Here is a 14,556-nt window from a genome sequence, read left to right as displayed (position 1 = left end):
GAGAAAAGCTTAATATCTTAATACGAAAAAGCTGAATCAAAGGACTCAGCTTTTTGCTTTATAAGATGTTGATTAATATTGCCGAAACAGCTTAGGCAAACACATCTTGCAGTGAAGGAACGACTTGTTTCTTACGGCTTAATACACCGTCTAACCACACTCGACCATCAACAGTTGCTTTACCGTATGCTTGTTCAGTTAAGTCAGCATTGTCTGAAACGACGAGCATTTCAGAGCCTTCTTTCATGATATCGGTAAGCAGTAATAATACGCTGTGACGATTACCTTCCGCTTTAAGTGCTGCAATATCAGCTTCTAACTCAGCTTTAATATCATCAAATACAGCTAGGTCGATCACTTCTAGTTGACCGATACCGACAAGGTTACCGTTCATGTTGAAGTCTTTAAAGTCACGCATAACAAGGTCACGTGCAGGAGTGCCATCTACCGCAGACTTCACTTTGAACATTTCCATGCCCACTTCTTTAAAGTCTTCGATGCCAGCGATTTCAGCTAATGCTTCAACACAGCGGATATCAGCAGTGGTGCAAGTTGGTGATTTGAAGATAACTGTGTCACTTAAAATTGCGCACATCATGATGCCAGCGATGTTTGCTGGGATTTCTACTTGGTAGAAGTCGTACATCATTTTAATGACAGTGTTTGAACAACCAACAGGGCGGATCCAACATTCTAGTGGTGTAGAAGTGGTTAAGTCACCTAATTTGTGATGATCAACAATACCTACGATTGTGGCTTCAGCGATATCATCTGGTGCTTGCGTTAATTCAGAATGATCAACAATATACACTTCTTCGCCAGCATAGCTTTCTTTGAACTCTGGTGCGTCGAAACCGAATCTATCTAAGATATAGGCGGTTTCAGGTGAAAGTTCGCCTAAACGCGCTGCGATTGCAGGCTCATCGATTTGATTTTTTAAGTAAGCTAGTGCGATAGCACCGCAGATTGAATCTGAATCTGGGATCTTGTGACCCACTACATACATTGCCATTTGAAACGCTCCTATAAATTTGCAGCGATTTTAACAAGAAATCACCAAGCGACCAATAACTAAAAAGCCTGAAGTGGTTTTTAAGCGCGGACAGCGCAGCAATGACTGCTGATTACGAGGGAAAAGCTAGCGTTTAATCGTGCAACAAGGATAAGCAGAGAAATAGGTTGCCATTGATAAACCAGCTCATTAGGCATGTTACTTTATTACCGATGTTGGCTTCATAAACACTAACAAATATTTGGACAAGAACAATGTAGAAGATTTAGAGAGTTTAAGGGTAAGAGTAACCATAGTCTCTTGTTAGCTTACGACTGCTCATACTCAGAACGTTCTTCTTTCCAATCATCATCGTCTAAATTGAAAAGTACTTGTTTATTAAATAGTTGCATTGGCATCTGTGACATTTGTATAACACTTTTACCACTTGCTATTTCTGAATCTATAAATTCATCTATAGCTTGATGAAATGCCCATGCAGAAACGCTAAGCCAATGCTCTTTTTCGTGATCGATTTTTTCCTCAACACTCCAATACAGTTGATTTAATTGATCTGGATTGTTTTCGTCAATCACAAGCTCATTAGGCCAATACTTTTTTATATTTTCAAATAAAGTCGAACATTTCATATATATGTATTTAGTAAGCTAACGCCTTACTAAGCGGCGCGAAATTGTTGGCTAAAATTGCGAGGAACGAGCCCTAGCCAACTGTTTAGCGTCCGTTTGAGTAACTTGTTAGTTGCCTTTTGCAAACTGCCAAAAGTCTCTGTTTGCATATAAAACCCAATTTAAACTTTTTGGAACCATATAGAAATAAAGAATATCGGTAGAACTTTGAAAAGCATTAAAGTTTGCCCAGTTTAAATTCAGCTGTTCAGTTAACCTTTTAGTTAAACCTGAATCTTTGAATATACGCTCGAAAGACTCAAATACAAACACAGTATCGTTATTTTGATACTCTAATAGATTTGAGAATACCTGATTAAATTGAGCTTCAGATAACCAAGGCTTTAATTCTGAATTGGAGTTTTTAGTGATTTCCCAATAGTTAGAAGTAAGCTTTAATTCTTGGTCATTGTCAGTATCGATAATCGAATTCAAATCATCAAAATTCAACTGTGACTCCTAAGGCAACTAACAGCTTATTAGCGAGAATTCCGATAAACACCCCTAGGCTAATTACCAAAATTCAATCACTTTTTAGCATAATTTATTAATAGTTTTAAAAACTTAACAGCCATCAAAATTTAAATCAATCGACTAAATACTGGATAAAACCGAGAATTGAGATAACCGAGAATTAACTTGGGTCGTTATGTAAATTTCTTTTAGGCTAAAACGCAAATTTTTCAATGATATAGGGTTGTTTGATTAGTGAATCCGAGAATTTTTGCTTTTACATAGCGAGAAGCAAATGCTCTCAATTACAGCCTTTTATATATAACTGTATATAAATACAGGTATATATAAAAGGCTAACAAGCTTTGGGGCAGAAACGAGTTACCCGTTTTGTACTTCATCTATATTGGCTCAATTACTTAAGACCATCACTTCAATCTAATCTATTGCCTGCCGCAGGCTTATGTGCAGATGCATCCAAGACACGCCGTAAACACATCCATGTGGGCTCTGCGAAAACATCCATGTTTTCGAAGGTCTTGAACGTATCTACACTGGGTTTATTGTCTCTTCGATTTGACTGCATTGGTGATAATTTAAAGAGCCAAAGCTAGTAGTTCTTACATTTAAAAGACTCCATTTAAATTGAGGACGTTGATGAAATTAGCGTGAGCCTGACAGGACGTCAGGCTAGCTTTCGCGGTGCAGGGATGCACCATCGGAAGCGTTAGCATTTTCGAATAAGGCCGAAGCAGTAATCAAACGAAGTCTAAAGCTGGATCAATTCCCGTTGAAAACATGCGCTTTTCAGCATTTTTCGTTAGGGGCGGCAGGGTGCTCCAAGAGGGTATTGCTGTTGATACCCTCTTGGTCGGGCGTGGGTGGAAAACCCACGACCTTAACCCAAACGGAGTTTGGAAATTTACGATCTAAATCAGGTGCCACGATTTTGATTTAGACTTTCACTAAGATCTAAATTTAGATTTTGATTCAAATCTAGAAATCAATACCTGACTAAAGCTGCAAACAAGCTTTGGGACTCAAGCTTGGTAGGGCTTTACAAAAACACACCATATTGAATGTGGTTACGCCAGTGGCTGGTTTAATGGCATTCATTGGTTTGATGAATACCATTAGTGCTAACCCTTACACCGACTAACTACTCAACGCGTATCCGCCCTTAAGATGAGCAACATTATCAAATCCTAAACGTTGCATAGCTTGAGCTGCTACAAATGAGCGACTTCCACTGCGACAGACTAATACCCATTTACGATGCTTTTGCTCTTGCTGTTGTTGAATAAAGTCCACTAAGCGAGTGAGCGGAACGTTTTCACTGGAATCTTCAGTGTGTTGCAGTGCGTACTCGTGAGGTTCTCTGATATCAATTAATGTGACGTCATCATTAGCTAAGGCATAGTTCAAGCTCTGATGGTTATATTCAACAATAGCTTGCCCTGCTAACTGGCTGTCAGTTAATGCTCCGCACATAATTTCGCTGCCAGTTTGATCGCAAAGATGGCTGTCCAACTCGGCTTTTAACTTTTCAAAACCGTCTACGTCGAGCTGTCCATTAAGGGTATTTCTTAAAAGTGGATTACGTTGACATTCTGCGCTGAGATGAGTTGTAAACTCATTATTATAATCATGGCTAGCACATATAAGCGTATTGCTACCAATCAAGCTATGTATCAGCTTAAGGCTTGAGAACATGTCAGTTGCACTACTTGAATCAAAGTTTGTTCGACCTAAGCTGCCCATTAAAACGGTGTCGCCGCAAAAGGCAAACTGACACTGTTGTTCGATATCGTTTTTATCCTTGAATGGACTGCACAGCAATAGCGACATGCTGTCACCGGTGTGACCAGGTGTAGCGACGTTAACTAGCCATTGATGACCTATTTCAATGTATTGAAGTTGCGAATGCTGCAAACAAGCTTGTGGCCAACCTAATGCATCAGTTTGCTGAGTAGGTAGGTGCTTATCGGCTAAGAAAGTTCGGCCTGATTGGTGATCGGCGTGGCCATGGGTATCGATAATGGCCATTAGCTCTAATTGCTGGCATTGCAGTAGGGTATCTAAACGATCGTTAAGCTCTGGCAAAGGATCGATAATGAAAGCTTGCTTGCTTTGCTGGTCGGCGTAAACCCAAGTGCAGTTTGAACCTGAGCGTAGCTGAACTAACCCATTGAGTGGCTGCTTATCATCAATTTCACCATTATCTAATATCATGCAGCTGTGAGTTAACGCTTTAGCCGCTGACTTGATTCGCAGGCAAGCTTCATCGACTTGAGCTTGTGTCATCGCTGGACCGAACGACATTCGAATCGCTGCCTCACTTTGCCATGCAGGTAACCCCATTGCGTCTAATACAAAGCTACGAGTGACTTTTGATGAACAAGCTGAGCCTGAACTGACGCGGATATTAGCGGCATCAAATAAATCCATGATTTCTTTGCTGCTAAAACCTTCAATTGCAAAGTTAAGGGTGGTCGGGACGCTGTTGTTAAAATCGTGATTAAACACCACTGCTGGAAAAACACTTTTAAGCGTATCAACTAGCTGAGTTTGATAACCCCTTAGGGTCTTGATATCAGCGAATGCACTATGCTGGGTATTCAACAACATTTCAAAAATCACATTGATGGCGGCCATGCCTGGGAGGTTTTCGGTGCCTGAACGTAACCCGCTTTCTTGGCCACCGCCAGCAATGATTGAAGTGAATGGTGCTGACTGGCGAATATATACAAAACCAATGCCTTTTGGTGCGTAGAGTTTATGGCCACTAAAAGGGGCGTAGTCAATGCTGGTTTGTGAGAGGTTTAATTTGGTTTTTCCTAGTGCTTGAACACAATCTACCATCCAGAAAATGTCATTGTTAGCGCTGCGGATCACCTGCTCTAATTCTGCTAAGTCTTGATAAACACCCGTTTCGTTATTAACTGCCATAGTGCAAATCATTAAAGCATTAGGTGCTTCATCAGCGATAAATTGTTTATCTAGATTGCCTAAACGATCAACTGGGATCGCTTTAATTTCGGCATTAATCCCTAATATTTGATTCCAATGCTTTAATGACTCAGGCACAGCTTTATGTTCGGTAGCACCGTAAAGCAAGCTATAACTTGTGCTCACATCATTGAGTTTGTCTGCTTCAATTCGTTTTTTCGCTTCAACTAAAGCAGAGATAATGGCTGTTTGAATACCTTCGGTGGCGCCACTGGTAAAAATGACTTTACCTGTGTCCGCGCCAATCACTTTTTGGGCATTTTGACGCGTGGTTTCCATTAAGTCTTTCGCTTTAAGCCCAGTAATATGGCTACTACTTGGATTGCCAAATAACACTTCCATACTGTTCATTGCTGCAGCTGCGGCTTCTGGAAGCACTGGAGTTGTGGCATTAGCATCAAGATAGATCTGACTTAGTGGCGTGGCATTTTTCATGGTGAGCGACTCGTTTGTTAATTAAATGCTATATAGCTTTTGGTTATAACTAATTTCTTGGGGTTATATTAGCAGGTTGAGAATAACGATCAAGATCACATTTTTGCTTTGTGCAGATTTAAGTTGATAAATTGTTTTTTATCGCAAAAATACATTCTCATTTCCGCATGTTACCGATAACAATAATTTCTAGTATGGTGATGATACTTGGGGAGTTTATGCGTTAAATATATGGGGAGTGTTCCATTGGATCTTGAACAAGAACAACAAGAACAACAAGAACAACAAGAAAATACACTGTTTGTCATCCTTGTTAGCTGCGTTGCAACGATTGGTGGTTTTTTATTTGGATTCGACAGTGGGGTGATTAATGGCACTGTCGATGGGTTAAGAACAGCATTTGAATCAGACAGCATGGGAACTGGATTTAATGTTGCCTCTATGCTTTTAGGTTGCGCGGTCGGTGCTTTTTTTGCAGGTCGATTAGCTGATAAATATGGTCGCAGAGCATTACTAATTTCTGCGGCAGTTTTATTTATTGTCAGTGCATGGGGATCTGGCGTTGCTGGCAGTTCCATTGAATTTATCGTTTACCGTATCTTAGGCGGTTTAGCAGTGGGTGCAGCTTCTGTTATGACACCAGCCTATATTGCTGAAGTTGCACCTGCTCGATACCGCGGTGCACTAGCAACTGTTCAGCAGGTTGCCATTATTAGTGGTTTATTCGCCGCTTTTGTCAGTAATTATTTTCTGGCGCAAACAGCTGGTTCATCTACGGATACCTTTTGGTTAGGCTATGAAGCATGGCGCTGGATGTTTTGGATTGAGTTAATACCCGCGAGTATTTTCTTTGTTGCACTATTCTTTATCCCTGAAAGTCCAAGGTTTTTGGTGACAAGAGGCAGAAAAGAGCAAGCGACAGCTGTACTACAAAAACTCTATGGCAAAGCAGTTGGCAGCCAAAAGTATACTGAAATTAAGCAGTCTTTAGAGTCAGATAGCCAACCTAAACTATCCGATTTAATCGATAAGCACTCAGGTAAAGTGCGAAAGATTGTCTGGATTGGTGTTGGGTTAGCTTCATTTCAGCAGTTAGTCGGTATTAACGTGGTGTTCTATTATGGCGCCGTATTATGGCAAGCCGTTGGGTTTTCAGAATCTGATGCTTTACTGATTAATATCATTAGTGGCGCGGTGAGTGTTGCCGCCTGTGTCATCACGATTAGTTTGATTGATAAGGTGGGTCGTAAGCCATTTTTAATGTTGGGCTCTATTGGTATGGCTGTCACATTAGCCTTAATGGTGTTTGCCTTCGCATCAGCCTCTGTTGATGCAAGTGGTAATCTGGATTTAGGTGATTTAGGGACACTTGCGTTGATTGCAGCGAATGGTTATGTGTTCTTCTTTAACATGTCTTGGGGGCCAGTGATGTGGGTGATGTTAGGAGAAATGTTCCCTAACCAAATCCGTGGTTCAGGCTTGGCTGTGGCAGGGCTTGTGCAGTGGGGGTCTAACTTTGCCATCACAATGACTTTCCCAATCATGTTAGCCTCAGTGGGCTTAGTAGGAGCGTACGGTTTCTATTGTATTTTTGCGGTCATCTCGATTGGTTTTGTGGCTAAGTATGTCTATGAAACTAAGGGCCGAGAGTTAGAGCAGATGCAGGGCTAACAAGTAATAGTATTTATTCCAGTAGAGATAAATAAGGCCACTGATAAGTGGCCTTATTGCTGTCTGTGGTTAGGGTTATACCTTTACTTTTATAACCACTTTTCTGACAGCAGTCGGGGTATCCAGTGTGCCAGGCATATGCATATCTCCTGGGAAGAACAAGGCAAACATGCCTGCTTTTAATGGTATAAAAGCGGCATCATTTTTGTTTGATTCATAATCAAATTCGGTAAAGTCATGTTCTTGATGATATGGCGCCAGTGGCGTTTGTTCTGCCAGTGGTAAATAACCAAATTCTTCTTCACCGCTTACCACATACTGGACATCGATATATTGCTGGTGGACTTCAAAAGGCTCTGTGTGCTTTGGCTTAGTATGATAGTCGTTTACGATGACAAAAATGTCTTTGCCTTCAAGCGGGTATGTGCCTACTTCGGCTTGAGTGAAATCAGTTTCGGCTAAATGATTAAGGGCTTTAGCTAACCTTGGGCTTAGCGCATGGTATAGCTGGTGGTGAGTAAGACTGTCGACAACCATGATGATTTCTCTGGGTTTGAGTGAATGACTATTATCGCCTATTCAGTTTGATGGCGCTATTAACTTGTTATTACTCACAGGAATTGCCAATGAGGCTTACTAAGAATCATTGTTTAGACGGTTTAACCCTATGACAAACTTAGTTAAGATGAAATGGCTTGATTGAGCGCTAATATCAATGGACCAGTTTACTTACAGGAAGCTACGTGACTGCATTACGATTACTCGCGGGTAAAACTGCCTACCAACAAATAGAGCAAAATGGTTTAACACCTTCTATGTTCAGCCAGTTATTTGCTGCATCTGGCGGGCCTAAATGGATTGGTGTCGCTGGGCTTGATAAGTATTTATTTGGTGAGTTTTTTGCGAATAGACAAACCCCTTTGTATACCATGGGGGCTTCATCAGGAGCTTGGCGTTTAGCCTGTTTGGCTCAACAGGACCCTCTTGCTGCATATGGCCGATTTGAAGATTTGTATATTGGCCAGCGCTATGACCATGTGCCCAATCGTCAAGAAGTGACTGAGCAAGTCGAGCGGATTATCAGTGGCGTGTTAGGCGACAATGGTGGATTTGATATTGTTCATAATCGAGTTATACAGAGTCATTTTGTGGTGTGTAAAGCCAAACACTTAAACGCTAGTCGCTCTAAAGGGAAGCTGGCAATTGGACTTGCTGCTACAGCATTAAGTAACGTGGTGAGTCGTCGCAGTTTAGGCTGGCATTTTGAACGAGTGGTATTTAGTCACCAACAAGTGAAATCACCTTTTTCACAACTAAGTGATTTACCGACAGAGCATGCACAACTTACCCGAGATAATATCAATCAAGTATTGCTCGCAACGGGTTCTATTCCCTTATTGTTATCACCTGTTAAAAAGATAAATGGTGTGAGTGATGGAGCATATTATGATGGCGGCATAACCGATTACCATTTTGATATGCAAACCTCAGCTCCTGAAGGGTTGAGTTTATATCCTCATTTTTATCCTTATATGAGTCCAGGCTGGTTTGATAAATCTTTGAAGTGGCGCCGCGCGCATCAGCATTATCATAATGCCTTGATATTAGCCCCAACGACAGAGTTTATTCAGTCACTCCCGTATCAAAAAATTCCCGATAGAGAAGACTTTAAACAGTTAGATAGTGATAGCCGGATTGCTTATTGGCGTGAGTCATTGAAGCGCAGCGAGCAACTAGGCGAGATATTTGCTGATATCGTTGAAAAGCAGTCGATAATGGATCGCATAGAGCGGCTTTAAAGTGATCAAGTGACTTTATTTACTCATAAATTTTTATTGATAAATGTTCATTCAAAAAGTTTGAGTTAAGTACGATAACGCTATTTGAAAATGAAAAAGCGTTTATAAGTCACTTTACACTGTTAGTCGATAACGACTTTCATAGCAGAGACTCCATCAAGATATAACTGAATAATTTTTTAAAGAGACTGACAAAGTGAGTCTCTTTAAACATAGCTCTAGGGCCTGTTGTTCTTTGCTGGTTAAGTTTTGTTCAAAATAAAAGCGTTTTAATCGAGGCGAATGAATTGATGCCTAGTTATCTAAGCACCTTTTATAATCAAAGATGCATTCAACAAAGAGTAAAACGCTTTTAGTCGAACCCTTCGGGCAGCGTTTGTTGGCCATTTTTACTGCGTTATCGACTCTTCGAGTAGAATAACTACACCACAAAGTCTCTGCCTTGTATAAATGACCGACAATTCGCTGCAAAAACAACCTTGAAAGATCAACAGGCCCTAGCATAAATTTTATTTTAGCCATTCTCTTTTTAATAGGCCCAACGCTTGTATCTCAAATAGCGGCCTTAACTCAAATAGTGCCCGTACCTCAAATAGTGATCACTTACTGAAACTATTTCGTATCTTTGCCTGTCTAATAAATAACCGACTGCAATTACAAATTTGATAATCGACAAGATGTATTCTTGTCTAATCATAAAGTTGTATTAGCTTTTTCAAAGCTGGAAAACTCCAACTTGGCTGCTAAACTTATTCTTGTAATTCAAAAGACAACGTGTTGATTTTTATTGGTCCTTGGTAGCGGTAGGCTACTATCTCTGCAGCATTCTTAAGAGGTTTTTTGCCTCCTCATAAATGGAATATTCGAGAAGCGCTGTGGTCTGGAGGTTGCTATGCAAACGATAGAAATGGCGTTACTTATCCAAGAGGCTGTATTGCTTCCTGGTGGCCGACAAGAGATGAGAATGGTGACACCAAACCAGTTAATTATGGTGGCTAATGTCCTAAAAGGGCATTACCGATTGGCTCTGGCTGCCAATAAAAGTAACTGTGTCCCGCCTTGCTATGACACCGCAACAGAGTGTGAAATTATCGACTTTCATCAGTTAGATGATGATTCATTAAGCATTGTGGTGGAAGGTCGTCAGCGGGTAAAAATACTCTCAGGCGCTCAACTCAGAGATCAAAGCTGGATAGCGCGTACATTGCCATGTCAAAATTGGCAAAATGAACCTATTGGTGAAGAGTTTGAGATCATCAGCGCAGCGTTAGAGCAGTTTTACGAGGTCAATCCTGATCTATTGGATTTATATAATCAGGTTCACCTAGAAGACGCTACTTGGGTTAGTCAGCGTTGGCTTGAAGTCTTGCCTATGTATAACAAAGATAAATTGTTATTAGTTGAACAACCTGATTGTCATAAAACGATGGACTTTGTTTTACAACTATTGAAGTCCCATGTAGATGTTTAATGACGGTTTGACGCACTAAATTTTTAAACTCTACCTTAATTTGTGCTTAGGTTAACTATTGCGTCCGTTTCGCTTTAGTTGACCTTAAGTTGTTGGTTATACTGTATCAAAATGTAGTCTTTTGCTTATATGGAATTATGCCTGTCGATACTTCAGCCCGCGCCGCTCAACCATCTTATGTTGTTCTTCCACAACAATCGGTTCACCCTGAAACCGTATTGGCATTCTTAATTGGACATTTTACTCAGATCCCTGCATCGGTTTGGCAACAAAGAGTAGATTTAGGCAAGGTGCATTGGGCTGATGGTGAGTTAGTCACGCCTACAACGGCATATCGACCTGCTACTCGAGTCTATTATTACCGCGAGGTTGCAGTTGAAACTAAAATCCCGTTTCAACAAAAAATCCTGCATCAAGACGATCATTGTATTTTAGTATTTAAACCGCACTTTTTACCTGTGACACCCAGTGGTAATTTCGTTAATGAATGCTTAATACATAGGTTAAGAATTGCCACTGGCATTGATACGATTTCCCCTGCTCACCGTCTTGATAGGCCAACAGCAGGGGTGATGTTGATGACGGTGAACCCTGAAACAAGGCATGCATACCATGAGTTATTCACTACTGACAGTATTAAAAAACAGTATCAAGCGATTGCTAAATTAACTCCTGAATTACTTGCTAAATATCAAGCTGGAACCTTAAATTTACCTGTGCGTTGGACTGTTAAAAATAGAATGGTGCGTTCAACGCCGAGCTTTTTAATGAAAATAACAGAAGGTGAATCGAATACTCATTCTGAAATCAGTTTAATCGCTGTAAAAGGTGATAAGGGTTTATTTGAGTTAAGTCCAATTACGGGAAAGATGCATCAATTAAGAGTGCATATGATGTCACTCGGTATGCCATTAGAAAACGACACTAACTACCCAGTGCTGGCTGAGAAATCTGCAGATAAATTTGATAAACCATTGCGACTGATTGCTAAGACATTGACCTTTGTTGATCCGATCAGCAAGATAAAAAGACAAGCGAGTTGCGAAGGGTATGATTCAGAATTTGAATAGGTAAGGCCATAAGGTTTCATTCGTTTTTAATATACCAAAGGATTAGGTAACAAATGGAAAGATTACAGTGCTATGCGGTATTCATTGTTAGCTTTTTTATTTTAAACATGGGTTTAAAGGCGTTAGATTATCAAATCGCTGACACTATGATTGAGCGTGACGCCCATATTTTATCTGATAAATTAACCATGTACATTGAGGATACCACTCAAGAGCTTGAAGCTTTACCGCAACTGGATGACAGCTATATCTGCTCTGAAAGTAATCAAAAGTTACTTACTATGTCAGTGTTTAACTCGACCTTTATTCGTTGGGTTGGGGTGATGGATGATCTAAAGATTATCTGCCGTTCACAGGTGATTCCTCGTCAGGTTGAAAAATTGGTAAGACATAATATTGGACCGGATCTAAAACTCGCAGTCATAAACCAACCTCACTCAGATATACATGAATTGTTTTTAGCCCACGATAAAGGTGATAAGCAATATGTGGCCAGTATCGTCCCTATGAATCCTAGATACTTTATACCGGTGGATTGTGAAAATTGTTTAGAGTACACCATTACCATTGATGGCTTTAAAGATAACTTATCTGCAGTACCTGTGATGGAGTTTGGTTTTGAAGAGTTCGAGGGTGAGCACGTTATTATTGAAGAGGTGGTTCAGCAAAATGAATTCTACATTGCTAAATTTAGCCTGACTGGAAATGAAGAATACCTTAAACAATATCAATCGCTAAACTGGGAATATCGTGCGCTGATTAGCTTTTTAATTGCGTTCGCGTTTACTGTCGCATTTTGGTATCGCAAACAATCGCAAAGCTCAACCCGGGCGAATATAAAAAAGGGTATCAAGAACAAAGAGTTTATTCCGTTTTATCAGCCTGTGATTAACTCTCAAACGAATGAAATCGTAGGGGTTGAGGTATTAATGCGTTGGCGTCAATCTAACGGAGAGTTAATCCCGCCTAATCAATTTATTCCTTTTGCTGAGTCAGCAGGCTTAATTGTTGATATGACTTATTCGATGCTGAATGTGATGGTTGATGAGGTGGAGATAACAGGCCAGCAAGTTAGTCCATTGTTTATCAGTATTAATATTGTTCCTGAGCATTTGGAAAATGACAAACTTTATCAATATATTAAGGCACTAAAAGAATCCGGAAAGCTTGGAAAACACAGAATTTCACTAGAAATTACCGAGCGACAACCTATTACTGACTTAGTGAAAGCGCGCAAAATGTTAGATAAGTTTTATGCTATTGATGTGGACTTAAAGCTTGATGATGCGGGCATGGGCTACGGTGGTTTTAGTTACGTGCAAAACCTCGGGATCAGTACTTTAAAAATTGATAAAGCCTTCATTGATACTATTGGGGTTAAAGATAACTTTAATGAGAAAACGCTTGATGCAATTATCTCTTTTGCTAAAAAGTCTGGCTTAAGTGTCATTGCTGAAGGAGTTGAAACTGAGTCTCAAGTCAGTTATTTATCCCAACAAGGTGTGGACTTAATTCAAGGATACTTTTTCTCTAGGCCTTTAGAGTCAAAAGAGCTTTTTGCCAACTACAGTCAAGCATAATTGTTTGCCCGCTGAGGTTTAATCTTGTTTTGTGTGTGGCTAAGTACAGGCGATTATAAGAGCTACTTGGATACACTTTTATACTTTCGAAGTGTTAATGTTTTGCATGTTTCCTTTATGGTGGCTATCGACGTAATTGTGTATTTAGAGTGGGGTTTAGGTTGCCAAAAATGCTTGTTTTTATTCTATGTTTGATAGTTATTTGAGTGCTGCTAGCTAATCGTTACACTGGCTATAATCTTAGATAGTTGAGATACATGAAATGATAACGAAAGTTGCAAGTACTAGGAGGCTATCTTGAGTCAGAAATACTTAAATGCTTTCTCAGTTCCAATCACAACATTGACCAGTGTTTTACTGGTGTCAGTTCCTTTGAAAGTGAGTGCTGAACAAATTTATTTTAGTTTTGATAATGATGTGATTATCGGTGCAGATGGTGATTATTCCAGTGGTTTTGTTGTCGGCTGGCAATCCTCTATGGAGCAAGATTTCTCAAACGCTGGATCATTTTTTCAATTGCAATCAGCATTAATGTTTCCTCAGCAGAGTGAGCAAAGTCTTCATGGCGCTAAGATGTATAGCAGAATGTGGACGCCAACTGAAATAGCCTATGACTATCCCCAACCAAATGAGCGACCTTATGCAGGGTTGTTAGAATTAGAATCATTTACAGGGCAATTCAGCTCTTCATTGGCGCAAAAAAACTGGTTAACCCTTGGGGTGATGGGACCTGCTTCTTTTGCTGAAGAATTGCAAACTGTTGTCCATAAAATTACAGGTTCCACCACGCCAAAGGGGTGGGATTACCAAATTGAAAACCAAGTAACGTTTCAATTGGCTTATGAAGTCGATGCGTTGCTAAATCGTTGGCAAGCATTTGATAATAGTGAGTGGGATATCAGCGTATTTAACCACACGATGGCAGGTAATTTTCGCTCTCAATCCAGTGTGGGTTTAACCTTACGATGGGGTGATGATTTAGCAGAAACCTTTGGGCAATTGTCTAGTCAGGCAGGGCATATGGGCAATTATACTTCGGCTGCAAATCGTTATGGTAGCTGGCAAGCGTATTTACGTATGCAAGCGGGCTATCGTTTCAATGACTTAACCATTGAAGGTGACTTACCTTATGATTCGTCGTTAACTATCGAGCATCAGCAAGCACAAGCCAACTTAGGTGTTATTTGGGCCTTTCCGACTTGGTCTGTCAGTTGGAGCTTTAATTTTTACAGTAAAGAATATGAGTCAGATGTCGATGATTGGCATGGTTACGGCGTGATTAGTTACACTAAAGTGTTGTAATTATAGCTACAAAAAACGATGTTTTAGAGGCGCAGCATGATGGATCATGCTGCGCCTTTTCAGTCTATTACAGAGTTATTATGACT

11 protein-coding genes are annotated in these 14,556 nt (G+C 40.2%); 6 read left to right on the top strand and 5 right to left on the bottom strand.

Annotation, left to right across the window (positions count from 1 at the left end):
• Positions 1-91: 91 nt before the first annotated feature.
• From FNZ24_RS00840 to FNZ24_RS00825, 4 genes are all read right to left on the bottom strand, one after another.
• Complete coding sequence (locus tag FNZ24_RS00840) at positions 92-1,012, bottom strand: manganese-dependent inorganic pyrophosphatase (RefSeq protein WP_153912536.1); 921 nt, start codon at positions 1,010-1,012, stop codon at positions 92-94.
• A 308-nt stretch (positions 1,013-1,320) separates the two neighbouring features.
• Positions 1,321-1,641, bottom strand: coding sequence for a hypothetical protein (locus FNZ24_RS00835; protein ID WP_153912535.1), 321 nt, complete (start codon positions 1,639-1,641; stop codon positions 1,321-1,323).
• A gap of 108 nt (positions 1,642-1,749) precedes the next feature.
• Entirely contained in the window at positions 1,750-2,130 is a 381-nt protein-coding gene (locus tag FNZ24_RS00830; protein ID WP_153912534.1) for a hypothetical protein, read from the bottom strand.
• A 1,158-nt stretch (positions 2,131-3,288) separates the two neighbouring features.
• Positions 3,289-5,577 carry an aminotransferase class V-fold PLP-dependent enzyme gene (locus FNZ24_RS00825; RefSeq protein ID WP_153912533.1) on the bottom strand — a complete coding sequence of 763 codons (2,289 nt, stop codon included), beginning with the start codon at positions 5,575-5,577 and terminating at the stop codon, positions 3,289-3,291.
• Between the two features lie 231 nt (positions 5,578-5,808).
• On the opposite strand from FNZ24_RS00825, the gene FNZ24_RS00820 reads away from it, so the two are divergent.
• Positions 5,809-7,248, top strand: coding sequence for a sugar porter family MFS transporter (locus FNZ24_RS00820; protein WP_153912623.1), 1,440 nt, complete (start codon positions 5,809-5,811; stop codon positions 7,246-7,248).
• Between the two features lie 75 nt (positions 7,249-7,323).
• On the opposite strand, the gene FNZ24_RS00815 is transcribed toward FNZ24_RS00820, so the two are convergent.
• Positions 7,324-7,785, bottom strand: a complete 462-nt coding sequence (locus FNZ24_RS00815) for a YhcH/YjgK/YiaL family protein (protein WP_153912532.1) — start codon at positions 7,783-7,785, stop codon at positions 7,324-7,326.
• A gap of 206 nt (positions 7,786-7,991) precedes the next feature.
• Here FNZ24_RS00815 and FNZ24_RS00810 point away from each other — a divergent pair, with 206 nt between their 5' ends.
• From FNZ24_RS00810 to FNZ24_RS00790, 5 genes are all read left to right on the top strand, one after another.
• Positions 7,992-9,047, top strand: coding sequence for a patatin-like phospholipase family protein (locus FNZ24_RS00810; protein WP_153912531.1), 1,056 nt, complete (start codon positions 7,992-7,994; stop codon positions 9,045-9,047).
• 892 nt (positions 9,048-9,939) lie between these two features.
• On the top strand, positions 9,940-10,518 hold the full coding sequence (locus FNZ24_RS00805) for an LON peptidase substrate-binding domain-containing protein (RefSeq protein ID WP_153912530.1): 579 nt from the start codon (positions 9,940-9,942) through the stop codon (positions 10,516-10,518).
• Between the two features lie 137 nt (positions 10,519-10,655).
• Positions 10,656-11,588 carry a pseudouridine synthase gene (locus FNZ24_RS00800; RefSeq protein WP_153912529.1) on the top strand — a complete coding sequence of 311 codons (933 nt, stop codon included), beginning with the start codon at positions 10,656-10,658 and terminating at the stop codon, positions 11,586-11,588.
• 53 nt (positions 11,589-11,641) lie between these two features.
• A complete protein-coding gene (locus FNZ24_RS00795; RefSeq protein WP_153912528.1) occupies positions 11,642-13,168 on the top strand; it encodes an EAL domain-containing protein in 1,527 nt (508 codons plus the stop codon).
• Between the two features lie 297 nt (positions 13,169-13,465).
• Positions 13,466-14,470 carry a lipid A deacylase LpxR family protein gene (locus tag FNZ24_RS00790; RefSeq protein ID WP_153912527.1) on the top strand — a complete coding sequence of 335 codons (1,005 nt, stop codon included), beginning with the start codon at positions 13,466-13,468 and terminating at the stop codon, positions 14,468-14,470.
• Positions 14,471-14,556: the final 86 nt, after the last annotated feature.

Source organism: Shewanella sp. TC10, from assembly GCF_009663145.1.
Taxonomy (GTDB): Bacteria; Pseudomonadota; Gammaproteobacteria; order Enterobacterales; family Shewanellaceae; genus Shewanella.
This window is presented reverse-complemented; position numbering and strand designations above follow the sequence as displayed.

Coding starts and splice junctions, on each gene's coding strand:
- FNZ24_RS00805 (WP_153912530.1), top strand. CDS start 9,940: ATGCAAACGATAGAAATGGCGTTACTTATCCAAGAGGCTGTATTGCTT.
- FNZ24_RS00820 (WP_153912623.1), top strand. CDS start 5,809: ATGGGGAGTGTTCCATTGGATCTTGAACAAGAACAACAAGAACAACAA.
- FNZ24_RS00840 (WP_153912536.1), bottom strand. CDS start 1,012: ATGGCAATGTATGTAGTGGGTCACAAGATCCCAGATTCAGATTCAATC.
- FNZ24_RS00815 (WP_153912532.1), bottom strand. CDS start 7,785: ATGGTTGTCGACAGTCTTACTCACCACCAGCTATACCATGCGCTAAGC.
- FNZ24_RS00795 (WP_153912528.1), top strand. CDS start 11,642: ATGGAAAGATTACAGTGCTATGCGGTATTCATTGTTAGCTTTTTTATT.
- FNZ24_RS00825 (WP_153912533.1), bottom strand. CDS start 5,577: ATGAAAAATGCCACGCCACTAAGTCAGATCTATCTTGATGCTAATGCC.
- FNZ24_RS00835 (WP_153912535.1), bottom strand. CDS start 1,641: ATGAAATGTTCGACTTTATTTGAAAATATAAAAAAGTATTGGCCTAAT.
- FNZ24_RS00800 (WP_153912529.1), top strand. CDS start 10,656: ATGCCTGTCGATACTTCAGCCCGCGCCGCTCAACCATCTTATGTTGTT.